15 protein-coding genes and 1 tRNA gene are annotated in these 23,131 nt (G+C 71.9%); 8 read left to right on the top strand and 8 right to left on the bottom strand.

Annotation, left to right across the window (positions count from 1 at the left end; all coding sequences use genetic code 11):
- The first annotated feature begins 480 nt into the window (after positions 1 to 480).
- Positions 481 to 1,740, top strand: coding sequence for a tyrosine--tRNA ligase (gene tyrS, locus ACP56T_RS13650; protein ID WP_430912673.1), 1,260 nt, complete (start codon positions 481 to 483; stop codon positions 1,738 to 1,740).
- Positions 1,741 to 1,755: 15 nt separating this feature from the next.
- Here the strand turns inward: tyrS and sbnB are convergent, their stop codons facing one another.
- The 3 genes from sbnB to ACP56T_RS13635 all read right to left on the bottom strand — a co-directional run bounded on the left by sbnB (position 1,756) and on the right by ACP56T_RS13635 (position 4,582).
- The gene (gene sbnB, locus ACP56T_RS13645) at positions 1,756 to 2,823 is read right to left on the bottom strand and encodes a 2,3-diaminopropionate biosynthesis protein SbnB (protein WP_430912672.1); all 1,068 of its coding nucleotides are present in this window, start codon (positions 2,821 to 2,823) and stop codon (positions 1,756 to 1,758) included.
- Positions 2,820 to 3,797, bottom strand: a complete 978-nt coding sequence (gene sbnA / locus ACP56T_RS13640; protein ID WP_430912671.1) for a 2,3-diaminopropionate biosynthesis protein SbnA — start codon at positions 3,795 to 3,797, stop codon at positions 2,820 to 2,822. The genes sbnB and sbnA overlap by 4 nt, the downstream gene beginning before the upstream one ends.
- Before the next feature lie 185 nt (positions 3,798 to 3,982).
- Positions 3,983 to 4,582, bottom strand: coding sequence for a hypothetical protein (locus ACP56T_RS13635; RefSeq protein ID WP_430912670.1), 600 nt, complete (start codon positions 4,580 to 4,582; stop codon positions 3,983 to 3,985).
- A 232-nt stretch (positions 4,583 to 4,814) separates the two neighbouring features.
- On the opposite strand from ACP56T_RS13635, the gene ACP56T_RS13630 reads away from it, so the two are divergent.
- Together ACP56T_RS13630 and ACP56T_RS13625 are read left to right on the top strand one after the other, a co-directional pair.
- Positions 4,815 to 6,083: an NHLP bacteriocin system secretion protein gene (locus ACP56T_RS13630; protein ID WP_430912669.1), complete on the top strand. Its 1,269-nt coding sequence runs from the start codon at positions 4,815 to 4,817 to the stop codon at positions 6,081 to 6,083.
- Between the two features lie 90 nt (positions 6,084 to 6,173).
- Positions 6,174 to 6,716 (top strand): cyclic nucleotide-binding domain-containing protein, encoded by a 543-nt coding sequence (locus ACP56T_RS13625; RefSeq protein WP_430912668.1) that lies wholly within the window; start codon positions 6,174 to 6,176, stop codon positions 6,714 to 6,716.
- 19 nt (positions 6,717 to 6,735) lie between these two features.
- Here ACP56T_RS13625 and ACP56T_RS13620 read toward each other — a convergent pair whose 3' ends face one another.
- Positions 6,736 to 9,591 carry an NHLP bacteriocin export ABC transporter permease/ATPase subunit gene (locus ACP56T_RS13620; RefSeq protein ID WP_430912667.1) on the bottom strand — a complete coding sequence of 952 codons (2,856 nt, stop codon included), beginning with the start codon at positions 9,589 to 9,591 and terminating at the stop codon, positions 6,736 to 6,738.
- A gap of 8 nt (positions 9,592 to 9,599) precedes the next feature.
- Positions 9,600 to 11,735 carry an NHLP family bacteriocin export ABC transporter peptidase/permease/ATPase subunit gene (locus tag ACP56T_RS13615; RefSeq protein ID WP_430912666.1) on the bottom strand — a complete coding sequence of 712 codons (2,136 nt, stop codon included), beginning with the start codon at positions 11,733 to 11,735 and terminating at the stop codon, positions 9,600 to 9,602.
- Positions 11,736 to 12,171: 436 nt separating this feature from the next.
- Between ACP56T_RS13615 and ACP56T_RS13610 the strand changes: the two genes are divergently transcribed.
- Positions 12,172 to 13,008, top strand: coding sequence for an alpha/beta fold hydrolase (locus ACP56T_RS13610; protein ID WP_430912665.1), 837 nt, complete (start codon positions 12,172 to 12,174; stop codon positions 13,006 to 13,008).
- 185 nt (positions 13,009 to 13,193) lie between these two features.
- Here ACP56T_RS13610 and ACP56T_RS13605 read toward each other — a convergent pair.
- Positions 13,194 to 13,267: transfer RNA gene (locus ACP56T_RS13605), tRNA-Gln, on the bottom strand.
- A 237-nt stretch (positions 13,268 to 13,504) separates the two neighbouring features.
- On the opposite strand from ACP56T_RS13605, the gene ACP56T_RS13600 reads away from it, so the two are divergent.
- The 3 genes from ACP56T_RS13600 to ACP56T_RS13590 all read left to right on the top strand — a co-directional run bounded on the left by ACP56T_RS13600 (position 13,505) and on the right by ACP56T_RS13590 (position 18,052).
- Entirely contained in the window at positions 13,505 to 16,246 is a 2,742-nt protein-coding gene (locus ACP56T_RS13600; protein ID WP_430912664.1) for a DUF2339 domain-containing protein, read from the top strand.
- A 124-nt stretch (positions 16,247 to 16,370) separates the two neighbouring features.
- Positions 16,371 to 17,822, top strand: a complete 1,452-nt coding sequence (locus ACP56T_RS13595; protein ID WP_430912663.1) for a protein adenylyltransferase SelO — start codon at positions 16,371 to 16,373, stop codon at positions 17,820 to 17,822.
- Positions 17,819 to 18,052, top strand: coding sequence for a hypothetical protein (locus tag ACP56T_RS13590; protein ID WP_430912662.1), 234 nt, complete (start codon positions 17,819 to 17,821; stop codon positions 18,050 to 18,052). Before ACP56T_RS13595 ends, ACP56T_RS13590 begins: the two co-directional genes overlap by 4 nt.
- Positions 18,053 to 18,069: 17 nt before the next feature.
- On the opposite strand, the gene ACP56T_RS13585 is transcribed toward ACP56T_RS13590, so the two are convergent.
- Both ACP56T_RS13585 and ACP56T_RS13580 read right to left on the bottom strand, forming a co-directional pair.
- Positions 18,070 to 19,275, bottom strand: coding sequence for a GNAT family N-acetyltransferase (locus ACP56T_RS13585; RefSeq protein ID WP_430912730.1), 1,206 nt, complete (start codon positions 19,273 to 19,275; stop codon positions 18,070 to 18,072).
- Between the two features lie 2 nt (positions 19,276 to 19,277).
- Positions 19,278 to 20,708 (bottom strand): lipopolysaccharide biosynthesis protein, encoded by a 1,431-nt coding sequence (locus tag ACP56T_RS13580; protein ID WP_430912661.1) that lies wholly within the window; start codon positions 20,706 to 20,708, stop codon positions 19,278 to 19,280.
- Between the two features lie 283 nt (positions 20,709 to 20,991).
- Here ACP56T_RS13580 and ACP56T_RS13575 point away from each other — a divergent pair, with 283 nt between their 5' ends.
- Positions 20,992 to 22,857, top strand: a complete 1,866-nt coding sequence (locus tag ACP56T_RS13575; RefSeq protein ID WP_430912660.1) for a tetratricopeptide repeat protein — start codon at positions 20,992 to 20,994, stop codon at positions 22,855 to 22,857.
- The last annotated feature ends 274 nt before the right edge of the window (positions 22,858 to 23,131 follow it).

Below are 23,131 nucleotides of genomic sequence, written 5' to 3'. Positions count from 1 at the left end.
CGGCGTCAGGCGTCCGGGGAACGACGGGGCGGGCCGCCGGGGGACAAGCGCGCCCGTGTCGCAAGACCACGCCCGTCGGCCATGTCGCACCCCAGATTGCTGCCACAGCAGATCGCCGGAGGCCCGGTCTCGCATCCGGGCGCGTGAAAGACCCGCCGTCATTCTACGGCCCGATACGCGACCGGCAAGGCCGTTCACGGGACGAGGACGACTCTTTTTCGGTACAACCACGCATCAACATTGTCCGTCCGTGCCGACGCACACCCGGACATTGGTATTGACGGAAGAATGACGATTTCCGACAAATCCGACCTCGCCGCGCGCCGGGCCGGCCCGGCGTAAGCCGGGGGCGGATTCGCGGCCCTTGTGGTCGCGGCACGCCTGCGGCATGAGCAGCGGCCCATGCGGGGCGCGCCGCCCGGATCCCGATCCGCGCGAGGGCGGGCGACACTCCGGGCGACGTTTCGACAGGCTGTCTCGATGAATTCTCCCTCCTTCCGGTCGGACTTCCTGCGCGTGATGAGCGAGCGCGGATTCCTGAACCAGTGCACGGATCTGGAGGGCCTCGACGCGAAGCTCTCCTCGGGCGAGGTCAGCGCCTATGTCGGCTACGACATGACGGCCAAGAGCCTGCATATCGGCAACCTCATCAGCCTGATGATGCTGCGCTGGCTCCAGAAGACCGGCCACCGGCCGATCCTGCTGACCGGGACCGCCACCACCAAGGTCGGCGACCCCACCGGCAAGAGCGAGCAGCGCCCGCTCCTGACCGACGCGCAGATCGCAACGAACAAGAGCCACATCCGCACGGTGTTCGAGCGGCTCGTCTCCTATACGGGTCCGCGCGCGGCGATCGAGGTCGACAATATCGACTGGCTGTCGAAGCTCGGGTACATCGAGTTCCTGCGCGACTACGGGGTGAACTTCACCATCAACCGGATGTTGAGCTTCGAGAGCGTCAAGATGCGCCTCGACCGCGAGGAGCCGATGACGTTCCTCGAGTTCAACTACATGTTGATGCAGGCGGTCGATTACCTGGAGCTGTACCGCAGCCACGGCTGCGTGCTCCAGATGGGCGGCGCCGATCAGTGGGGCAACATCCTCAACGGGGTCGAGCTGACCCGCCGCATGGCGGGCGCGCAGGTGTTCGGCATGACCTCGCTGCTGCTGCTCAACAGCGCCGGGGCCAAGATGGGCAAGACCCTGGCCGGCGCGGTCTGGCTCAACGCGGAGCAGTTCAGCCCCTACGACTACTGGCAGTTCTGGCGGAACTGCGACGACGCCGATGTCGGCAAGCTGCTGAAGCTGTTCACGGAACTGCCGATGGACGAGATCGCCCGGCTGGAGCGGCTGGAAGGCGCGGAGATCAACGAGGCGAAGAAGATCCTCGCGGACGAGGCGACCGCGCTGGTGCATGACCGCGACGCCGCCAACGCCGCCCGCGCGGCCGCCCAGTCGGCGTTCGAGACGGCCGGGAAGCTCTCCTCGGATCTCCCGACGCTGGAGGTTCCCCGGCACGAGATCGAGGCCGGGCTGCCGCTCGCCAACCTCGTCGCCCGCGCCGGGTTGGCGAAATCCAACTCCGAGGCGCGCCGGCTGGCGAGCGGCGGCGGCGTCCGCCTGAACGACGCGGTGATCTCGGACGCGGGCATCCTGGTCGAGCCGGGGCATTGCGACGCGGACGGCATCATCAAGCTGATGGTCGGCAAGAAGCGTCTGGTGCTGGTGCGGATCGTCTGAGGGCCGGCCCTACCCTCACCGGGCCGTGTCGCCCCCGGCGGCCGGCCAGCGCATGGCGTGCGAGAAGAAATCCGGGATGGCGACGGCGCCCCCGGTCTCGCGGGCGCGCCGCAGGACGAACTCGCCGAGCGCGATGTCGAGGACGCCGAGCCCGAAGGGCGAGAACACCCGCGGCCGCGAGAGGTCGGGGGCCAGGCGACCGTCGAGCAGGTCGGCCAGGGTGCCGTGGACGAAGCCGCGATGTCCGACGGCCTGCTCGACGAGATGCAGGGAGGTCGCCGCCTTGAGGGCGTGGCCGATGTCGTCGACGACATTCTGCGAGGCCAGGATCTGCGGCATGCCGAGATCCCGCAGCGAGAGATGCAGGACGGTCGGAGCCTCGCCCAGGGCGCCGGGGGGCACATGCGGCGCCCCGGCGGTGGTGGCGAACAGCACCAGGGAGGCCGCGCGCGTGGCGTCCGCGAGCGCCTCCGCCGCCGTCACCGGCCATCCGGTCCGTTCTTCCAGCCAGCCGGCGAAGCGCGCCGCCTCGCGCGGGTCGGCGTCGTGGAGCAGGACCCGCTCGAACCGCCACCGCCTGTGGATCAGCCACGCGACCACGGCGCGGGCGATCAGGCCGCAGCCGACGATGGCGAGCGTGCCCGTGCGCCCCTCCGGGCTCAGGGCCTCCGCCGCGAGCGCCGCCGAGGCCGCCGTGCGCTCGGCGCTGATCACCGAGCCTTCCAGGCAGGCGATCGGATAGCCGGTCTCGCAATCGTTGAGGATCACGACGGCCGAGGCGCGGGCGAGGTTGCCGGCGCGGTTGTCGGGAAAGCTCGCGATCCATTTCAGGCCCGCGATCTCGCCGGGGCCGCCGAGATGGGCCGGCAGGGCGATGATCCGGCAGGCCGGCTTCTCGGGAAAGCGCAGGAAATAGCTGTCCGGGTTCACCGACCGGCCGCCGGCATGGCGGCGGTAGGTCTCGGCCACGAGATCGAGGACGGCGTCCCGGTCCTCGTTCAGCATGTCGGCGACGACGGCGCCGGGAACGACGTGGAACGGCGTCGCGCGGGGCGAGAGCTGGGCGGGCGCGTCGGCGCTCATGATGCGGCCTCGTCTCGCGGGGGCTCGACCGGCCCGATGCGCTCGGCGACCCAGGCGTCGTCGTAGACCGAGTCCAGGTACTTGTCGCCGAGGTCCGGGGAGATCGCGACGATCGTCTCCCCCGGCCGGAAGCGGTGGCTCATCCGCCGCACCCCCGCGAGCACCGATCCGGTCGAGCCGCCGATCAGCAGATGGTGGTGCCGCACGAAGTCGCGGCAGGTCCGCACGGTGGACGCCTCGTCGATATGGAGCACGGCATCGGCGAGCTCGGGCCTGACGAGGCCCGGCCGCCTGCTGGAGCCGATGCCGGGAATGTTGCGCCGGGCGGCCTTGGAGCCTTCGAACGTCACCGACCCCTCCGGCTCGACGGCGACGATGCGGGTGCGCGGGCTGCGCAGGCGCATCGTCTCGGCGCATCCCACGAAGGTCCCCGTGGTCCCCGTGGCGAGGAAGAGCCAGTCCGGCGCCGGGAACGCGGCCAGGATCTCCTCGGCGGTCTCGCGGGCATGGACGGCCTTGTTGGCCGGATTGGCCGATTGATCGAGCCAGACGGCGTCGGGATCGGCGGCGAGGATCTCGCGGATGCGGGCGAAGCGCGTACCCAGGTAGCCGCCGTTCTCGTCGCGCCGGTCCACGACGATCACCTCGGCGCCGTAGGCGCGCATGCCCAGGATGTTCGCGCCCGTGGTGTCGGGGTCGGTCACGCAGACGAAGCGGTAGCCCTTGATCCCGCAGACGATGCTGAGGGCGATGCCGAGATTGCCGGAGGAGGATTCGACGATGGTGGTCCGGCCCGGCCTAGCCGCGCCGCGTCTTTCGAGGTCCTCGACCAGTCCCATGGCGGTCTTGACCTTGATCGAGCCCGAGACGCTGAAGCCTTCCATCTTCAGATACACGTCGGACGCTCCGGCATAGGCCGGAAGTCTGTAGAACAGCTCCCGAAAGATGAAATCCAGCGGGGAATCGGCTATCATCGATCGGCCTCGTCAAGACCTGCCGGGAGCGTGTATTTCAGTTCGTTCCGTCCCGCTCTCATGACGTCCGTCGATCTCCCGCCCAGGCCGTGCGTTCCCGAGGGAAGAACACCATCGCCCATGTCGGCGGTAAGACGAGCCCATTCCGCATCGCTGTCAAATCGGAAGGCGGCCGCCGCGCCGCCCTACAGCCGCGACAGGACGGATTGCAGCGTCGTGATGGTGGTCTCGATCATCTGGAGCACCGATTTCGCCTTTCCGCTGGAGATGGGCAGGCGGGCGCACTGGTCGGGCGGCTGGAGGAGGCGCCTGCGCTCGGCGTTGAGGACGTCGAGGGCCTTGTTGAGGGCAAAGATCACGATCTCCCGCGTGGTGCCCTCGTCGCTGTAGGTGTTGAGCTGCGATTCGATCTTCATCAGGGCCTCGTAGCCGGACAGCTCCTGGCCGATCTGGATGAGATCCTGCGAGATCGTGCTCATGCAGTCGCGTTCGCCCTCCGTGAGGTCGGGCTGCCTCAGCGACTCGCTCAGGCCGACGATGGTCTGCGTGAAGTTCGTCTTGATGCTGGTGACGCGCTCGAAATCCTCCTTCGGCAGCACGCCGGCCGATGCGGGCGCGCCGCCGAGGCCGGTCAGGGCGAGGCCGAGGAGGAGCGCGGCGGGCGTCGTTCCGAAGGGCGGGGTTCCCGAACCCGCCGGGTGGCTGCCGGCCCCGCGCCGAGCCCGGTGGGAAAAGATCCCGATACGACCCCGCCGCGCCATCGTCCCGGCACCCGTGTCAGCCATATCGGCAACCGTCCTTCGATCAGCATGAGCGCCACGCTTCGCCCGAGCGTACCAGACGGGGAGCCGGTCCCGAAGTCCCCGCCGCGATCCTCTCCCCGCCGGAGTGCTGGTCTTCGGCGCGGCGGGCGCCTATGAGTTCGTTCCGTCGATCCTTCATCGCCCGAATACTGATGATGGGCGGCACGATCCATCGACAGCGGGCCTCGTCGCGTTTCGATTTTCGGGAGATGCCATGGCGAGGTCCCAGGAGCAGGTGTTCCGAGCCGTCGCGATCGAGCGCGCCTCCTCCCCCGAGCAGCTCGACCATCTCGTCAGGATCATCCGGCCGTTCGACTGGATCATGATCTGCGTGATCTTCCTGCTGCTCGGCACCCTGCTCGCCTGGGGCGTGCTCGGGCAGATCCCGACCCGTGCGCCCGCCGAGGGAATCCTGGTCAGGAGCGGCGAGCGCATCGTCGACGCGGTCTCGGCGACGACGGGCCGGCTCGCCTCCGTCGACGTCGCCATCGACGACCGGGTCACGAAGGGCCAGCCGATCGCGCGGGTGGTGCGCACCGACGCGGAGCAGAATCTCAAGAGCGCGCGCGACATCCTTGCCGAGCGCGAGCGCGAGCACGCGGACCGGGTGGCGCAGGTCAAGGCCGAGCTCGCCGCCAAGGCGAGGAACTTCGCCAAGCTCGAGGAGGCGTTCCAGCAGGTCGTGAAGGCCGCCGACCAGCGCATCGCCTACCTGACCCAGGACGTCGAGAACCTGTCCATGCTCATGGGGAAGGGGTACGTGACCCGGCGGACCGTCGAGGACCGGCGCCAGGAACTCACCGGCACGGACCAGCGCCGGAAGGACGCCCAGAACGAGATCCTCAAGCTGCGCACCACGCAGACCGATCTGGAGACGCAGCGCGAGCGGGAGAACCGCGAGAGCGAGGAGCGCCGGAACGAGGCGCGCCGCCAGGTCGCCCGCCTCGCCGACGAGCTCGGGCAGAACACCCAGGTGCTCAGCCCCATCGACGGACAGGTGGTGGAGGTGAAGATCGCTCCCGGCTCCGTGCTCAGCGTCGGGACGCCCGTGGCCGCGATCCAGGCCGGGGGCACCGTGCTGGAGGCGGTGGTCTACATCCCCACCGACCGGGGCAAGAGCGTCAAGCCGGGCATGGAGGTCCGGCTGGAGCCGAGCACGGTCAAGCGCGAGGAGTTCGGCACCATGATCGGCACCATCCTGCGGGTGTCCGAGTTCCCGGTGACGCCCCAGGGCATGTCGGCCGTCTTGCAGAACGACAGCCTGGTCAGGCAGTTCACCGGCTCGGGGGCGCCCTATGCCGCCGTCGCGCGCCTCGCGGTCGACGAGAACGCCGTCAGCGGCTACCGCTGGGCGGTCGGCTCCGGGCCGCCGATCCACCTGACGAGCGGCACCCTGGTCAAGGGCGAGATCACCACCCGCTCGCAGCGCCCGCTCGACCTCGTCCTCCCGTTGATGAGGCGGCTGAGCGGAATCCTGGACTAGGATGTCCGGGAGAAGGGGATCCCGGTTCTCCGCGCGGACGGACGGCAGGCTCCCGGCGCGGGACCGGGCAATCGACAGGGCGGCTCCCGCATGCGCAAGATCCTCTACGTCTTCGGTCTCCTCACCGACGCCGACGTCGCCTGGATGGCCGGTGCCGGAACCCGCCGCCGCGTGCCGGCCGACGGGACGCTCACCGTCGAAGGGACGCCCGTCGATTTCCTGGGGATCGTGCTGGAGGGCGAGCTTCTCGTCTCGGCGCGGGGGGCGGGCCATCTCGCCCGGCTCGGCGTCGGGGAGGTGATCGGCGAGATGTCGCTCGTCGAGGCGGCGCCCGCCTCGGCCACCATCCGCGCGGCGCGCGACAGCCTGATCCTGTCGATCGACAAGGCGGCCCTTCTCGACAGGCTGGGCGCCGACGACGGCTTCGCGGCCCGCTTCTACCGCGCGCTCGCCGTCTTCCTCGCCGACCGTCTGCGCTCCGTGACGGCCCGCGTCGGCGCGGGACCGGACGCCCCCGCGGAGGCGCTGCCCGAGCGGGACGAGCTCGACGCCGTCGTGCTCGATTCGATCTCCGCGGCCGGGGAACGCTTCCACCGGATGCTCAAGGTGCTGGCCTCCGCCCGCCCCTCGTGAGCGCGGGGGGCGCCGCCGCTCAGAGGAGCTGGCGCTGGGCGAGGTCGGCGAAGACGCCCGGCTGGCCGCTCAGCACGTCGAAGGGGCCCGACTGCACGATCTTCCCGTCCACGAGGACGACGATGCGGTCCGCCTCGCGGACCGTGCTGAGGCGGTGGGCGATGACGATGCGGGTGACGGCGAGGTTGCCGAGCGCCGCGCTGACCACGGCCTGGGAGCGGTTGTCGAGGGAGCTGGTCGCCTCGTCGAGCAGGATGATGCGCGGCCGCCGCGAGATGGCGCGGGCGATCATGATGCGCTGGCGCTGCCCGCCGGAGATGGTGCTGACGCCCTCCGAGATCACCGTGTGCATGCCCATGGGCATCGCCTGGATGTCCTCGTCGAGGCTGGCGAGCCGCGCCGCCTCCCAGGCCTGCTCGAGGGAGAGCTGCGCCCCGCCGCAGATGTTGTCGTAGATGCTGCCGTTGGAGAGCTTGCCGTTCTGGAGGACGACGCCGAACTGGCGCCTGAGCGCGCCGATGTCGAGCGTGTCGATCGCCTTGCCGTCGTAGAAGATGGCGCCCGATTCCGCCTTCTCGAAGCCGAGCAGGAGCCGCAGCAGCGAGGACTTTCCGCTGCCGGAGGGGCCGACGAGCGCCACGTATTCGCCAGGCTCGATCCGAAGCGTCAGGTTGTCGAGGATGGGCGGGCCCGCTTCGGCGTAGCGGAAGGTCAGCCGCGACAGCTCGATGGCGCCGGACAGGGGACCCGGCGGCTTGCGGTCCTCGGAGATCTCGACCGCCCCCGTGAGCAGCGGCTTCATCCGGGTGAGGCGCGGGATGACGGCGAGGGAATCGCTGACGGCGGTCGCCCACGACCCGATCGAGCCCATCGCCTGCCCGAAGGCGGCGAAGAAGCCCAGGAAGGCGCCGAGATCCCGCGTCAGCGAGCTTTGCAGGTACAGGGCCGCCGAGAAGATGGCGAGCGTGGCGATGACGCCGAAGGAGCCGTCGAAGACGGTGAGCGCGTTCGCGATCCGCCGGGAGGTGATGAACTGCCGCTTGGCGGTGGCGAACTGCTCCCCCCAGACGGCGAGCCCCCGCATCGTCGCGTTCGCGACCCTGAGCTTGCCGACGCCGGCGAGGAGCTGGAGGACGAGGCCGCTGACCTTGCCGTCGAGGGTGATGTGCCGCGCTTCGTAATAGAGCCGCAGCGTGCAGGTCGCGATCGTCACCGCCGCCCGGAACAGGATCAGGGCGAGCGCCACGAGGGCGAGCTTGCCGTCGTAATAGACCATCAGCGCGATGCTGAACCAGGCGAACACCCCCGACATCAGGCTGCGCAGGGTCTGGCCGGTGAAGATGCGCCGGATCGCCTCGATGCCGAGCGCGCGGTCGACGAAGTCGCCCACGGTGAAGGCGCGGAAGACGGAGGCCGGCAGGCGCAGCATCCGGTCGATGACGGCGGCCTGGAGCTTCCAGTCGATCAGGCCCTCGATCCTGAGCAGCGCCGTCATCTCGAGGAGCTGCACCCCGGTCGCGGCGACGGTCGTCACCACGAGCGCCAGGGCGCAATAGGCGAGCTGGTCGAGTTCCGTGCGGGGAATGACGGAGGTCACGATCGCCTGCGTGATCAGCGGCGTGACCAGGGACAGCAGCCCGATGAAGGCCACCGAGAGCACGAGCCGGCCGTAGCTGCCGCGCGAGTGCCGCAGCGCGAAGGCGAGGAGGTCGCGCATCCGCAGCGGACGCGCGGGCAGCGGCGGGTAGAACGTCGCCGCGAGCGGCGAGAGCTCGGCGGCGAGGGCCGCCGTGACGCGCCGGCGCCGGCCGCCGGCGGCGGGATCGACCATGACGTAGCCGCGCCGGCCCTCGGGCAGCAGCGCCACCGGGTTCCGCTCCTCGCCGAGCCAGGCGAGCAGCGGGCCGCCGTCCCAGCGCCACCACTCCCCGCTCAGGACGGTCTGGCGGACGCGCAGGCGCGAGGCCCGCGCGATGTCGAAGACGGAGGAGATGTCGTCGGCCTCCTCCCCGAACGAGGACGGGCGCGACAGCCGCGCATGCCCGGCCCCGGCGACGATCGCGCAGGCGGAAAAGAGCGGGTCCTCGAGGCCCGCGGAGACCGTCGGCGTCGCGGCGTTCCGGCGCGCGATGACGCGGGACAGCGAGTCGAACAGGGCGAGGGTCTCCGCGCCCGCCCGCTCCTCGCGTTGCGCGAGGCGCGCCGCCTGCCTGTCCGATTCCTCCGCCAGGCGGCCCCGGATGCAGCCGAGGGCGCAGGCATCGAACGCGTCGAGGGCGGCGGCGAGGGCGCTGCCGCTCGGGGGCGCCCGGTCGCCGGCCAGCGTGCAGCCGCCCTCCCCCGCCTCGATCCACATGCCCGAGGTCAGCGGCACGGCGGGTCCGTCCTGCGCGTAGTCCGGGCCGACCCCCATCAGCCGCGCCGATCCCCGCGCGACCGACGCCCAGACGAGGCCGCGCGCCGCCCCGCGCCGGCGCTCGCCGGGAGCGAGCACGTCCCTTCCGGTGCCGGCCTCTCGGATGTCCCAGGCCGGATAGCGGCCGACGATCGCTCCGGCGAGATGCCCGATCCATTGCGCGAGGGCCGGGCCGTCGATCCCGCCGCGCGGCTCCGGGACGGCCTGCGCATCGGAGCCCCCCACGGCCAGGATCGCGACGCCGCCGGCCTCCTCTGCGTCGGGGCCGGGGAAGCCGAGGAGGACGCCCCCCGTCTCCACCCGGAACAGGTGGTGGCGCGCGCCCGCCGCCCCGCCGGGCGCGGTCTCCATCGCGAAGACCTCGACATGTCCGGCGACGACCCGGAGGGCGTCCGTCCGGCTGTCGAGCCGATGCGGGCGCCGGCTGTCGAGGGGGATCCGGGCCGGCCCCTCTTCCATCGTCTCGCTCATTGCAGGGCCAGGAGCTGCGCGTAGCTGCCGCGCCGCTCCAGGAGCTGCTCGTGCGTGCCCCGCTCGACGATCCGTCCGGCGTCGAGCACGATGATCTCGTCGCAGTCGCGGATCGTGCTGAGGCGGTGGGCGATGACGATGCAGGTGCAGCCCCGGCGGCGCAGGTTGTCGTCGATCAGCTTCTCCGTGACCGGATCGAGGGCGGCGGTGGCCTCGTCGAGCAGGATGACGGAAGGATCAGGCACGAGCGCCCGCGCGATCTCGATGCGCTGGCGCTGGCCGCCGCTGAAATTCGCCCCCCCTTCCGCCACGTAGCAATCGTAGTTGCCCGCCCGGCTGGCGATCTCGTCGTGGATGGCCGCGTCCTTCAGCGCCCGCGACAGGTCCGCCTCGCCGACGCTCCCGTCCCACAGGGTGAGGTTGTCCCGCGCGGTGCCCTCGAACAGGAAGATGTCCTGGTCGACATAGGCCAGCGAGTTCGCCAGCACGGAGGCCGGGATGCTCTCGAGGGGCAGGCGGTCGATCCTGATCTGCCCCTCCCAGGGGCGGTGGAGACCGCAGATCAGGCGTCCGAGGGTGGATTTCCCGCTGCCCGACGCCCCGACCAGGGCCACCCGCCTGCCCGGCTCCACCGTGATGGAGAGCCCCGAGATCAGGGGGGGCTCGAGCGGAGAGAAGCCGAAGGCGACGTTGTCGAGCTCGACCCGGCCCGCGAGCTTGGGCGGGACCGGTGCCTCTCCCTGCCGCTCCCGGTCCGGCACCGGATAGCCGAAGACGTCCTGCAAGCGTTCCAGCCCGCTCGCGATGGTCTGCACGGCGCCGGCCTGGTTGACGATCGTCGTGATCGGCTCGGAGAAGCTCGCCATCAGCGACTGGAAGGCGACGAGGCTGCCGAGCGTCATCGAGCCGTCGATGACGCGAAGGCCGCCGATGCCGAGGACGGCGGCCGTCGTCAGGCCGGTGAGCAGCGTCGGCATCAGCTCCAGCAGGGTCGAGGACAGTCCGAGCCCCTGCTCCGCGTTCAGCGACTTCGCCTGGATGCCCGACCAATGCGCGAAGGCCTCGTCCTCCAGGCCGCTCGCCTTGAGGGTCTCGATGCTGCGCACCGCGCTCACCGTGCTGCCGGAGAGCTTGCCCTGCTCCAGGGCGAGGCCCCGGCTGAGATCCGTCCGGTGGCGGGAGACGAGCTTGAGGGCGGCGACGTTCAGGAGCGACAGCCCGATGCCGATGGCGGCCAGCAGCGGATCGAACACCGCCATCGCGGCCCCGAAGAAGACCACCGAGAGGCCGCTCAGCGCGTTGGCGGCGACGCCGCCAGCGAGCAGCGTCGCGATCTGCTCGTTGGTTCCGACGCGGTTGGCGATGTCGCCCACATGACGCTGCGTGAAGAACTCGATGGGCAGCGAGAGGACGTGCCACAGGAAGCGGCTCACCATCACCACGGCGAGCTTGGTCTGGAGCCGCAGGAGCAGCGATTGCTGCACGGCCGCGACCAGCGCGCGGAAGGCCGCCGCCAGGGCCATGCCGATCAGCATCGGCACCAGCCAGGAGGTGTTGCCCTGGATGAGGATGTCGTCGACGAAGATCTTCGAGAAGGCCGGGATGACGATGCCGGGGACGACGAGCGCGAAGCTGACGGCGGCGAGCAGCGCCACGGCGGTCTTGGACGCGCTCAGGCCCCGCAGCAGCAGCCGCAGGACCTTCGGCCGCCCGCCGGTCTTCGCGAAGGCCGGCGTCGGCTCGAAGGTCAGCACCACGCCGGTGAAGGCGAGATCGAGCTCCTTCAGGTCCGTCTGCCGGCGGCCGATCGCCGGATCGTTGATGTAGACGCGCCCGCCCCGGATGCCCTCGAAGACGACGAAATGGTTGAAGTTCCAGTGCAGGATGCACGGCAGCGGCATGGCGGCGAGCGCCTCGGGCTCCTTGCGGAAGCCCTTGGCCGTCATGCCGAGCTGACGGGCCGCCTTGATGATGTTGCTCGCCTTGCTGCCGTCGCGGGACACGCCGCAGGCGACCCGCAGGCGTTCGAGGGGGATCCAGGCGCCGTGATGGGCGAGGATGATCGCCAGCGAGGCGGCGCCGCACTCGATCGCTTCCATTTGCAGGATTGTCGGTGTGCGCTTGATACGCATGACGCTCGCATGCCGGCCGCGTGGCCGGATGTATGCCCTGTCGGCCAAAGCCCGGCAAGGCGCCCGGTGCCGGCGGATTATTTCTTGCCGCGCCGCTCTCGAAGTATTTTTTGATTATATAGGATACAGGGAAAATATTTCGGGCGGCGTCTAGTGAAATCGCGTTGTTTCTCGATCGGGTTCTCATGGGGTGGTAGATGTATGAGCGGAACCGGGGGGCGTTCCTTCGCGATCCGCCGGATGACGTGGCCGTCTTGTGCCTGTAGGCTCTTCGGGGTCTTGCGAAAATCCTGTTTCGGCAAAGGTTTGCGCGAAGAGTGTTTTCCGCGGGGCGCCGGGATGGGCCCTCCATCGACATCGTCCCGCCGATCGGCCAGTCGTGTTCTCCGCGGGCGCGGGAACGAATCCCCTTCGCGCGCAAAGAGGAGAGAGCCCCATGACGTTCGTGACCACACGGGACGGGACGGAGATCTTCTTCAAGGATTGGGGCCCGAGGGACGCGCAGCCCCTCGTCTTTCATCACGGCTGGCCGCTCTCGTCGGACGACTGGGACGCGCAGATGCTGTTCTTCCTGGGGCACGGCTTCCGCGTCGTCGCCCACGACCGGCGCGGGCACGGCCGCTCGGCGCAGGTCTCCGACGGCCACGACATGGACCACTACGCCGCCGACGCTTCGGCGGTGGCCGAGCATCTCGACCTGAGGAACGCCGTCCATATCGGCCATTCCACCGGCGGCGGGCAGGTCGCGCGCTACGTCGCCCGGTACGGCCAGCCGCAGGGCCGGGTGGCCAAGGCGGTGCTGATCGGCGCGGTTCCGCCGCTGATGGTCAAGACCGAGGGCAATCCGGGCGGCACGCCGATGGCGGTGTTCGACGGGTTCCGCGCGGCGCTGGCCGCCAACCGCGCCCAGTTCTTCCTCGACGTGCCGGCGGGCCCCTTCTACGGCTACAATCGCGAGGGCGCGGCGGTCTCGCAGGGGACCATCCGCAACTGGTGGCGCCAGGGCATGATGGGCAGCGCCAAGGCCCATTACGAAGGCATCGCGGCCTTCTCCGAGACCGACCAGACCGAGGACCTGAAGGCGATCACGGTGCCGACGCTCGTCATGCAGGGCGACGACGACCAGGTCGTTCCCTACGAGAACGCTGCCCTCCTCCAGGACAAGCTCCTCGCCGACAGCACGCTCAAGATCTATCCGGGCTTCTCGCACGGCATGCACACGGTCAATGCCGAGGTGATCAACGCGGACCTGCTGGCCTTCATCCGGGCATAGCGCGCGCCGGACCGGTGCGGGGCGCCGCCCACGGCGAGCGCCCTGCCCCATCGGCGCGGGATCCCGGAAAGGCCCGCGAAGGGCGAGGCCGGACCGCTTTTGTCGCGAGGGCGCGCGACCGAGAGCTCACGCTGCGGGGCGCCCGCGCGAGAGGCTCAACGATCCGAATGAGTTAGGATTTTCAGTGGCTGGGGGACCAGGATTCGAACCTGGACTAGAGGAGTCAGAGTCCACTGTTCTACCGTTAAACTATCCCCCACCGAACCCGCTGGACCAGAACGGGTTTCAGGAATCGACGCGTAAGGGGCGGGCGGCTGTGGCCGGCCCCGGTGCCGATGCGGGCAGGGCATAGGCTGAATGATCGCGAGGGTCAACCGCCCCGTCGCGGCCTGCGAGGCCGCTTCCGGCGCCCGGCCGAACGCGGCGTGAGCCAGCGCACGGATTTCTTCACGTCCGGCCGCTAAGCGGCGCGATCCTCCAACGGCGCTCCCGGTCGATGTTCGATTCCGAAACGACGCTCCTGCTGAGCCTTGCCGTTCTCGCCTTCCTGGCCGCCCTCTCCGGGCCGGTCGCCTTCGTGCTGGCGCTCGTGCAGCGGGGGCGCCTCATGCGGCTGGAGGCGAGGCTGACGGAGCTGGAACGGCGCCCCCGCGCCGCGCCCTCGCCCTCTCCCGCGCCCTCCCCTTCCTCGCCCTCCCCTGCGGCGATCCCCGAGGTCCCCGCGCGCCCGGTCGGGCCCGTTACCGACGCCTGGACCGCCCCGCCTCCGCCCCCCGCTGCGCCCGTGGCCGCCGTCCCGCCGCCGCCGTCCGGGATCGCCGCCAGGGTCATTCCCGAGCCTGCCCCGAAGGCCAAGGCCGCCCGGCCGTCCTTCGAGGAACGCTTCGGCACCCGCTGGACGGTCTGGGTCGGCGGGCTCGCCCTGGCGCTGGGGGCGGTGCTGCTGGTGCGCTATTCCGTCGAGCGGGGCTTCTTCGGGCCCGCCGCGCGGATCGGCCTCGGCGTCCTGCTGGCGTTCGCACTGCTCGCCGGGGGCGAGGCCCTGCGGCGGCGCCTGCGCGGGACGGATCCCGCGCCCGGCCTGCGGCCCGACATCCCGGCGATGGTGACGGCGGCAGGCACCGTGGCGCTGTTCGGCACCCTCTACGCGGCCCATGCGCTCTACGGCTTTCTCGGGCCCTCGCTCGCCTTCATCGGGCTCGGCGCGACGGGGCTCGCCGCCATGGCCGCCGCCCTGCTGCACGGCCCGGCGCTCGCCGGCATCGGCCTCGTCGGCGCCATGGGGGCGCCGCTGCTCATCGGCGGCGGCCGGAGCGGAGCCTGGCCGCTGGCGCTCTACCTGCCCGTCGTCGCCGGCTTCGCCTATGCCTTCGCCTGGAACCGGGGATGGCGCGCGCTCGCTCTGGCGGCGGCGCTGGCCGCCGCCGTCTGGAGCCTGCTGCTCGGCCGCGCCGCCGGCACGGGGGCCGCCCTCTTCCATGTGACCGCCGAGGCGGGGCTCGCCGCCTTGGTCTTCGCCGTGCTGCCGGGGCGCGGCAGGCCGGACGAGGAGGGAGCACCGCAGCGCCTCGCCTCGGGCGCCCTCGCGGCGGGGGCGGCCGTGACCCTCCTGGTCCTGAGGGAGAATGCCTGGGGCGGCGTCGGCGCCGGCTGGATCGTCGCGGCGCTGGCCGGCATCGCGATCCCGGCCGCCGCCGCGTTCCTGTCCGCGCCGGCCTGCGCGGGCCTGCCCGTCGCCGGCGCCCTGCTCGCGGGGGCAATGATCGTCTGGCCCGCGCCGGACGGTTCGGTCGGGATGACGGAAAACCTGCTGCGCGATGCGGGGAATGCGGGCGCTTTGATCGCCGTCGCGCTCGTCGCGAGCCTCGGCGTCGCGGGCGCCGGGGCGTTGCGGCTTCTCGGCGGGAGCCGCCTGCCCCCGGCGGCGGTGCTGATCCATGCCGCAGGCGCCGCGCTGACGCCGCTCGCGGCCCTGGCGCTCGCCTATCTGCGCCTCGCCCACGGGGAGGTCGCGCCGGGATTCGCGGCGGCGGCCGGCGCCCTGGCCCTCGGCTTCGTGTGGCTCGCGGGGCTCTTCCGCCGGCAGGGAGAGGCCACCCCCTCCCCCGCCCTGCTGCTCGGCACGGGCGCCTTCGCCTCGGCGGCGGTGGCGGCGCTGGCGCTCGGGCTGGTCTTCGGGCTGGCGGGGGGATCGCTGACGCTCGCCATGGCGCTCGCCGCCCTCGGCACGGCCGGAGTCGCGCGCCGCCTCGACATCCCGGCCTTGCGCTGGTGCGTGGCGGGGCTCGGCATCGTGGTGGCGGCCCGGCTCGCCTGGGACCCGACCGTGGTCGGACCGGACCTCTCGCGCACGCCGATCCTCAACGGGCTGCTGCTCGGCTACGGCCTGCCGGCCCTGGCCTTCGGGCTGTCCGCGCGGCTGATCCGGTTGCCCGGACGCGCGCCCGACGCTCCTGTCCTGGTGGCGCAGACGTTGGCGCTGGTGCTGACGGCACTGCTGGTGTTCTTCGAGATCCGCCACGCCGCCAACGACGGCGACATCCTGGCGGGCGAGACGGGCCTCCTCGAGCAGGGGCTGATGACCCTGTCCTCGCTGGGCTTCGCGGCGGTGCTGGTCCGGCTCGACGGCGTGCATGGCTCGGCGGTGATCCGCATCGGCTCGCTGGCCTTCGGGGCGCTGGCGATGCTCCAGGGGCTGGCCGGGCTGGCGCTCGTGGCGAATCCCTGGCTCACCGACGAGCCGGTGGCGGGCGGGTTGCTCGTCAACGGCATCGTCGCGGCCTATGGCCTGCCGGCGCTGGCGGCCCTCGGGCTCGCGAGGCTGGCGCGGCCGACGCGCCCGCTCTGGTACGTGCGCGGGGCCGCCGGTCTCGGGCTGCTGCTCGGCCTGCTCGGGCTGACGCTCGCCATCCGGCACGGCTTCCAGGGCCCTCGCATCGGCCTCGACCGGACGACGAGCCAGGGGGAATGGTACGCCTATTCCGCCGCCTGGCTCGGGCTTGGGCTGGTGATGCTGGCCTACGGGGTCCTGCGGGGCTCGCGGACCGCCCGGCTCGCCTCGGCCGGCCTGGTGGGGCTGGCGACCGTCAAGGTCTTCCTGTTCGATCTCGCCGGTCTGGAGGGCCCCTTGCGGGCGCTCTCCTTCCTCGGGCTCGGCGCGGCGCTGATCGGGATCGGCCTCGTCTACCAGCGCCTCGTCTTCGCGCCCGCTCCCCCTCCCCCCGCGCCGCCGTCTTGAAACGCTTGCGCGCCCGGCGGCTTTAACCCGCAGCGTGTCTCGGGCTTTTCGGGCTGGACCCGGAGCGCGCGATCCGCGATGGACGGCATCCCGCGTTGGGGGCCGGCAGGGAAAGGGCCAGGGCTTGGAGCCGACGAGCGACGACACCGCCCCGCGCCCCTCGCGCCGGCATGCCGATCTCGGACCCGACTTCTACGACGTCGTCGCGCCCGCGCGGTTTCCGAAGACGGTGCTGCGGTTCCGCAACCGTCCCTGGGCCGAGCGCGTCGGGCTCGGTTCCTTAAGCGATGCCGAGTGGATCGCCCGCTTCGGCCTGTTCGAGCCGCTGCCGGGGAGCTTTCCCGAGCCGCTGGCGCTGCGCTACCATGGCCACCAGTTCCGCTCCTACAACCCGGATCTCGGCGACGGGCGCGGCTTCCTGTTCGCGCAGCTCCACGACCTGCGCGACGGGCGCCTCCTCGACCTCGGCACCAAGGGCAGCGGCACCACCCCGTGGTCGCGGGCCGGCGACGGGCGCCTCACCCTGAAGGGGGGCGTGCGCGAGGTGCTGGCGACCTCCCTGCTTGAGGCACAGGGCGTCGAGACCTCGAAGAGCTTCAGCCTGATCGAGACCGGCGAGGCGCTGGAGCGCGGCGACGAGCCCTCCCCCACCCGCTCCGCCGTGCTGGTGCGGCTCAGCCACGGGCATATCCGCATCGGCAGCTTCCAGCGCCTGCTGGCGCTCGGCGAGACCGACAACATCGCCCGCCTTCTCGACCACACCATCGCGACGCACCGGCCGGAACTGTGGCGCGAGGGCGTCGAGGACCGCGCCGCCGGCTTCCTCGGCGACGTCGTCGCCCGCGTCGCGCGCATGGGCGCGCAGATCATGGCCGCGGGCTTCGTCCACGGGGTGCTCAACTCGGACAACATCAACGTCACCGGAGAGAGCTTCGACTACGGCCCCTGGCGCTGGCTGCCGCGCTTCGATCCGCGCTTCACGGCGGCCTATTTCGACACGAGCGGCCTCTACAGCTTCGCCCGCCAGCCGGAGGCGCTGTTCTGGAACCTGAGCCGGCTCGCCGAATGCCTGATTCCGCTCTGCCCGCAGGAGCGGCTGGAGGCCGCCCTCGAAAGCTACGGCCCGGCCCTTCAGGAAGGATTCGCCGGCGCGCTGTTTTCCCGCCTCGGCCTCGCCCCGGCGCCGCAGGAGGCGACCGACCGGCTGGTCTCGGCGTTCTGGCGCTTCCAGACAGAGGCGCGGCCCCCCTTCGAGCGCCTGTTCTTCGACTGGTACGGCGGTCTCGCCAGCGCCGAGCGGGCGGCGGCGAGCCCGCTCTCCGAGACCTACGCCTCGGATGCCTTCGCCCCCGTGAAGCGGGCCTTCGAGGGGATCGCGCCCGTCGATGCCGGGCGGCTCGCCCTGCCCTATTTCGCGGGCTCCGAGCCCTGCACCCTGCTCATCGACGAGGTGGAGGCGATCTGGGCGCCCATCGCCGAGAGCGACGACTGGTCGGCCTTCCACGACACGCTCGCGCGGATCGAGACCATGGCCGCTGCCTGCGGCACCATGCCGAAAGGGATCGGACAGGGATGATCGTCCGGGAAACCTTCCATATCGAGATCCTGGGGCCGGAGGAGGAGGAGATCCTGAGCCGGGTCTCCGTGCGCGTCGAGGATCTGGAGGGCGCGCAGGAACGGGCGTTGCGCCTGTTCGCCCGCGCCCGCGTCCCGCAGCGTTCCGGCCCCTCGGCGGATGCCGTGCGCATCCTCGACGGTGCCGGCCGCGAGGCGTTCCGCAGGAGCCGGTTCGACGAGCCGGATTGAGGGTCCCCGGCGCCGCCTCAGCCGCCCTTGCGGCGGCGTGCCCGGAAGCGGGCGACGCTCTCGCGGGCCCGCTCCAGCCCGGCGGCGAGGGGAAAGAGCGGATCGCCGCCATCCGCCTCGATCAGGCGGTGGGCGATCTTGCGCCGGCCGGTCCAGAACATCTCGCCGAGCCGGTAGTCCGGCGCCGCGCAGGAATCGACGAAGGCCGGGGTCTTCGCGGACAGGATGTCCCGCGTCAGCCGGTGGACGAGCTGCACGCCGGGGGAGTGGCGCGCCTCGGATTCGTCATGGGCGATCTTGAGGCACCAGGCGGTGTCCCGCGTGGCGAGCAGGACCGAGGCGGCGAGCGTGCGCCCGTCGCGGCGCAGGCGGTCGATGCGCACGCCGCCCCGCTCGCCGAGCCCGGCCACCATCGCGCGCATGAACGCGGTCTCGGCCGGCGAATCCGCGATGGCCGTGCCGGCCGCGCCCTTCCAGCCGGCCGCCTCGAGGGCGATGTAGTCCTCGATGCCCGCCGCCAGCGCCGCTGGCGCGCGCAGGGTCTCGAAGGCGACCGGCCCCGGCTTCTCCAGGCGTGCTAGGCGCTGGCGGAGCTTGCGGCGGCGCTCCCCCGGCATGTGCCCGAGATAGCCCGCCCGCTCTTCGGGGCTCAGCCCGGAGAGGTCGAGGAGCGCCCGCTCGTGGCTCCAATAGGCGGCCGAGCGTGTATCGGCGCGGGCGAGATGGCGCTCGAGCAGCGCCGCGAAGGCGCCCTCGCGCGGCAGGTTCGGCATCAGCAGGCGCGGGCTCAAGGACAGCGCGCGCGGCGCCCGCAGCAGCGCGTCGAGCGCCCGCTCCGGCTCGGCCCCGTCGAGGAGCGGCACGCCGTAGGCGCAGAACCCGTGCGTCCAGCCCATCAGCACCGGCAGCGGCAGGCCCCAGCGCGCCCGCACCCGCCGGAACGGCCAGGCCGCCAGCAGCCGCGCGCCCGGCGCTTCCGGCGGCCTGTCGGCGATCATGAGGAGGCTCACGCCCTCGCCGAAGGCTTGGGCTGCGGCAAGCGCGAAATCCGCCTCGTAGAAGGGGTTCTGCTCCAGCGCGTCGCGGCCGAGGGCGGCCCAGGCGTCGCGCCAGGGGGCGGCGGGGTCGAGGGGCCGCAGGCAGGCGAGGAGGCCCTCCCCGAGCGCCGCGTCCGTCGCGCCGGGGGGGCGCGCCGCCGGGACCGGGGGCAGGAGCGCCGGCATGATCACGCGGCCTTCCTCGCGGCCCGGATGCCGTCGGCGATGCCCGCGAGGTTGAAGCGCCAGGCGGCGGCCGCGAAGCCCGCGACGAGCAGCACGAACTTCACCGCCCGCACCATCGGGGCGCTTCCTCCCGGCAGCATGCCGAGGGCGGCCATCAGCCCGGCGCAGGCGAGCGCGCAGGCGACGATGCCGAGCAGGTCGGCCACGGGCAGCGGCATGCGCGGACCCGCGCGGCCGGGCCCGATCCGGCTTCCGGCGATGAACACCGCGCAGCCCGCCGCCTGGCCGCAGGCGAAGGCCACCGCCGCTCCGGTGACGCCGAGATGCGGGATCAGCGCGAGCGACAGCGCGCCCACCGTCAGGAGCATGACGAGGGACACCACCGCGTCGAGATGGCTGGTGCGGGTGAAGTAGATCACCTGCCCGAAATAATAGGCCCGGAACATCATGATCACGCTCGCCGCGATCAGGATCGGGGCCAGAGCGAGCGCCTGCGCCCGGTAGGCCGGTCCGAGCAGGATGCCGACCACCACGTCGTCGAAGCTCAGGAAGAACACCGTCCCGAAGGCGGCGATGAGGGTGAGCGTGCGGGCGGCGTCGTTGAGCACGCCCTCGGCCGCCGCCATGCCGCCGGCGCGGGCGTCGCGCTTGGCGATGGAGATCATCGAGAAGGCGATGCTCTCGCCGAAGACGAGGAAGCTCTGCTTGAGGAAGTCGGCGATGGCGCCGTAGGCGCCGAGATCCTCCGCGCCGATGGTCTTGCCGATGACGAGGCGGTCGATGGTCTGCGCCAGCGCCGCGATCCCGAAGGAGAGCACCAGCGGCCAGCCATAGGCGAGGAGGCGCCGCGCTTCCGCGAGGCTCGGCTTGCCGCCCATCATCGGCGCGACGACGCGCGCGGCGGGGATCGCCGCGAGGATGTTCGCGGCCGCGACCGCGAGGGCCAGATGGACCGGGTCGCCGGTCAGCTTGAGGCTGGCGCTGCCGAGCACCAGCACCAGGATGCCGCGCGCCACCACGGAGGCCGCCACCGGCCCCGCCGACAGCCGCGTGCGCGCGATCTCGGTGGCGCCCTCGAAGACGGTCATCCCGGCGGCGGCGGCCACGATGGCGAAGGCGGTGCGGGGGGCGGCGAAGCCGAGGGCGACGGCGAGCCCGCAGGCGAGCGCGGCCAGCGCCAGCGTCCCGCACAGGATGCGCACCACCGTGTCGACCTGCCCTGAGCCGCGCGCCTCGTCGTAGAGGGCGAAGAACGCGAATTTCGGCCATTGGCAGGTGGCCCCGTAGACCACCAGCGCCCAGGAGAAGATGTAGAGATAGGTCCCGTAGCTCTCGAGCGGCGCGAGCCGGGTGAACACCGCCACCGAGCCGAGGTTCAGCGCCGCCGCGAAGGCGCGCGAGCCCACATAGGTGACGGTATGGCGCGCGAGCATCGGACGTCCCGGAGTGGCCCGGCCGGCCGATCCGGGGGCGTCGGCCTCCCGCGAGGCCGGGCTCGCGGAGGCGCCTTGTAGCACGGCGGCGGCCGGGCGCGACGCCGGACGTTCCGGCTTGGCCCGGTCGCTGGACCGGTCATGTGTCGTCGCAGGACGAAAGGCGGCGCTGATCTGCATGATGGCGAGCGTCAGCACGCGCCGTGCCGAACCGGTTGACGCGGGGCGCGCGACGCGTCTCCATGGTTTACGGTCGGCGGCCACGGGGGAGCGGAGCGGGAGCATGCGAGGGGCCGGCGTCGTCTCGTGCGTGCGGGCCTGCCTGGTCCTGCTCGCTCTCCTCCTCGCCGGAGCGCAGGCCCCCGCTGCCCAGAGCGAGGCCGAGCGCGCCTTCCAGCGCGGCTACGCGGCCAAGGAGCGGGGCGACCTCGACGCGGCGCTCGCCGCCTATACGGAGGCGGTGCGGCTCGACCCGAACTCGGCCAAGAGCTTCAACAACCGCGGTATCGTGCTCAAGGAGAAGGGCGAGACCGATCGGGCGCTCGCCGATTACGACTCAGCCATCCGCGTCGATCCGAGGCACGCCAAGGCGTTCTACAACCGGGGCGTCCTGAACAGGGACCGGCGCGAGCCGGCCAAGGCGCTCGCCGATCTCGACGAATCGATCCGGCTCGATCCGACCTTCGCCAACGCCTTCGCCCATCGCTCGGGGCTCTACCGCGAGCGGGGCGATCTCGACCGCGCGCTGGCCGACGCCGACGAGGCGGTGCGGCTCGATCCGAACGGCGTGCGCGGCCTGTTCGCGCGCGGGCTCGTCCGGCACGCCAAGGGAGACCGCGACGGCGCCATCGCCGACTACACCGCCACCCTGCGCCTCGATCCGAAGAATGCCAACGCCGCCTACGATCGCGGCCTCCTGCGCAAGGACAAGGGCGATCTCGACGGCGCCGTGGCCGACTACACCGAGGCGCTGAGGCTCGATCCGACATACGCCAAGGCGTTCTACAACCGGGGCATCGCCCGTAACCTCAAGGGAGACCGCGCCGGGGCCATCGCCGACTATGCCGAGGTTCTGCGGCTCGATCCGGGCTTCGCCAACGCCTATCGCAACCGGGGCTACCTGCTGCGCGACGCCGGCGACCCGGCCGGCGCCGCGCGCGACTTCGCCGACGCCCTGCGCCTGAACCCGGCGCTCGGCCGCGATCCGGCCTTCCTCCGGGCGCGGAGCGAGCTGTCCTCCGGCGGGACGGCGCCCGCCGTGCCGCCTCGCTCCGGGACGTCCGCCTCCGTCAGCGCCTCGGTGGCGTCGGCCGCCGCGTCGGTCCTGGCGGCCTCCGAGGGCGTCGCGCGCCTCTCCGCGCGCCCCGCCCAACCCGCGCCGGCCGCTCCGCCGGCGGCGATCCTGCCGCCCGAGACCCGCGTCGCCCTGGTCGTCGGCAACGGCGCCTATGCCAGCGTCGGGCGGCTCGACAACCCGCTCCGGGACGCCGCCACCGTGGCCCAGGCCCTGCGCGAGGCGGGGTTCCGCACCGTCCATCTCAAGTCGGATCTCGGCTACGACGCCCTGCGCCGGGCGCTGGCCGACTTCTCCACCGAGGCCGAGCAGGCGGATTGGGCGCTCGTCTACTATGCCGGGCACGGCATGGAGATGGGGGGCGTCAACTACCTCGTCCCCGTCGATGCCCGCTTGAAGAGCGACCGGGCGGTGGCCTTCGAGACTGTCCCCCTCGATCAGGTGCTCGCCAGCATCGAGGGGGCGCGGAAGCTGCGCCTCGTCATCCTCGACGCCTGCCGCGACAACCCGTTCCTCGCCCAGATGACCCGCTCCGTCGCCTCGCGCGGCATAGGGCGGGGCCTCGCCCAGGTCGAGCCGCAGGTCGGCGGGACGCTGGTCGCCTACGCGGCCAAGGCCGGCCAGACCGCCCTCGACGGGGCGGCAGGCGCCCGCAACAGTCCCTTCGTGGCGGCGCTCACCCGCAACATCGGCCGGCCGGGCATCGAGATCCGGCGCCTGTTCGGGCTGGTGCGCGACGACGTGCTCGCCGAGACCGGCCGGAAGCAGGAGCCCTTCGTCTACGGCTCGCTCGGCGGCGACGAATATTTCTTCAGGGCGCCGGGATCGGCGCCGCCGGCCCAGCCCGTTCGTTGACTTCGCACCTGCGAAGGCGCATATCGCTCCTTGCAGCGTCGGCGTCTCGAAGGAGCGCGCTTGAGAGGGCTGCGTGACGGATTGATCGAGACCGCCGGCATCAGGCGGCACGACCCGGTCCGGCCCCTCTCTTCAAACCTGCATGCATCCGGGCTGCCCCTTCACGCGGGCGGCCTCCTGCCAGGACGGACCCGATCCCCGCATATCCATGCCGACGCCTCGCCTGAACGAGGCGGCAGGTCGGGGTTCCGTTCCACACGAGAAGTTTGTCAGA

Source organism: Methylobacterium endophyticum (genome assembly GCF_050591105.1).
Lineage (GTDB): Bacteria > Pseudomonadota > Alphaproteobacteria > Rhizobiales > Beijerinckiaceae > Methylobacterium.
Note: the sequence above shows the minus strand (reverse complement) of the source record. Positions and strands in the feature narration are given on the sequence as shown.

Bases quoted from the DNA above. Each gene is read 5' to 3' on its own strand.
- tyrS (WP_430912673.1), top strand. From the start codon at position 481: ATGAATTCTCCCTCCTTCCGGTCGGACTTCCTGCGCGTGATGAGCGAG.
- sbnB (WP_430912672.1), bottom strand. From the start codon at position 2,823: ATGAGCGCCGACGCGCCCGCCCAGCTCTCGCCCCGCGCGACGCCGTTC.
- sbnA (WP_430912671.1), bottom strand. From the start codon at position 3,797: ATGATAGCCGATTCCCCGCTGGATTTCATCTTTCGGGAGCTGTTCTAC.
- ACP56T_RS13635 (WP_430912670.1), bottom strand. From the start codon at position 4,582: ATGGCTGACACGGGTGCCGGGACGATGGCGCGGCGGGGTCGTATCGGG.
- ACP56T_RS13630 (WP_430912669.1), top strand. From the start codon at position 4,815: ATGGCGAGGTCCCAGGAGCAGGTGTTCCGAGCCGTCGCGATCGAGCGC.
- ACP56T_RS13625 (WP_430912668.1), top strand. From the start codon at position 6,174: ATGCGCAAGATCCTCTACGTCTTCGGTCTCCTCACCGACGCCGACGTC.
- ACP56T_RS13620 (WP_430912667.1), bottom strand. From the start codon at position 9,591: ATGGAAGAGGGGCCGGCCCGGATCCCCCTCGACAGCCGGCGCCCGCAT.
- ACP56T_RS13615 (WP_430912666.1), bottom strand. From the start codon at position 11,735: ATGCGTATCAAGCGCACACCGACAATCCTGCAAATGGAAGCGATCGAG.
- ACP56T_RS13610 (WP_430912665.1), top strand. From the start codon at position 12,172: ATGACGTTCGTGACCACACGGGACGGGACGGAGATCTTCTTCAAGGAT.
- ACP56T_RS13600 (WP_430912664.1), top strand. From the start codon at position 13,505: ATGTTCGATTCCGAAACGACGCTCCTGCTGAGCCTTGCCGTTCTCGCC.
- ACP56T_RS13590 (WP_430912662.1), top strand. From the start codon at position 17,819: ATGATCGTCCGGGAAACCTTCCATATCGAGATCCTGGGGCCGGAGGAG.
- ACP56T_RS13585 (WP_430912730.1), bottom strand. From the start codon at position 19,275: ATGCCGGCGCTCCTGCCCCCGGTCCCGGCGGCGCGCCCCCCCGGCGCG.
- ACP56T_RS13580 (WP_430912661.1), bottom strand. From the start codon at position 20,708: ATGCTCGCGCGCCATACCGTCACCTATGTGGGCTCGCGCGCCTTCGCG.
- ACP56T_RS13575 (WP_430912660.1), top strand. From the start codon at position 20,992: ATGCGAGGGGCCGGCGTCGTCTCGTGCGTGCGGGCCTGCCTGGTCCTG.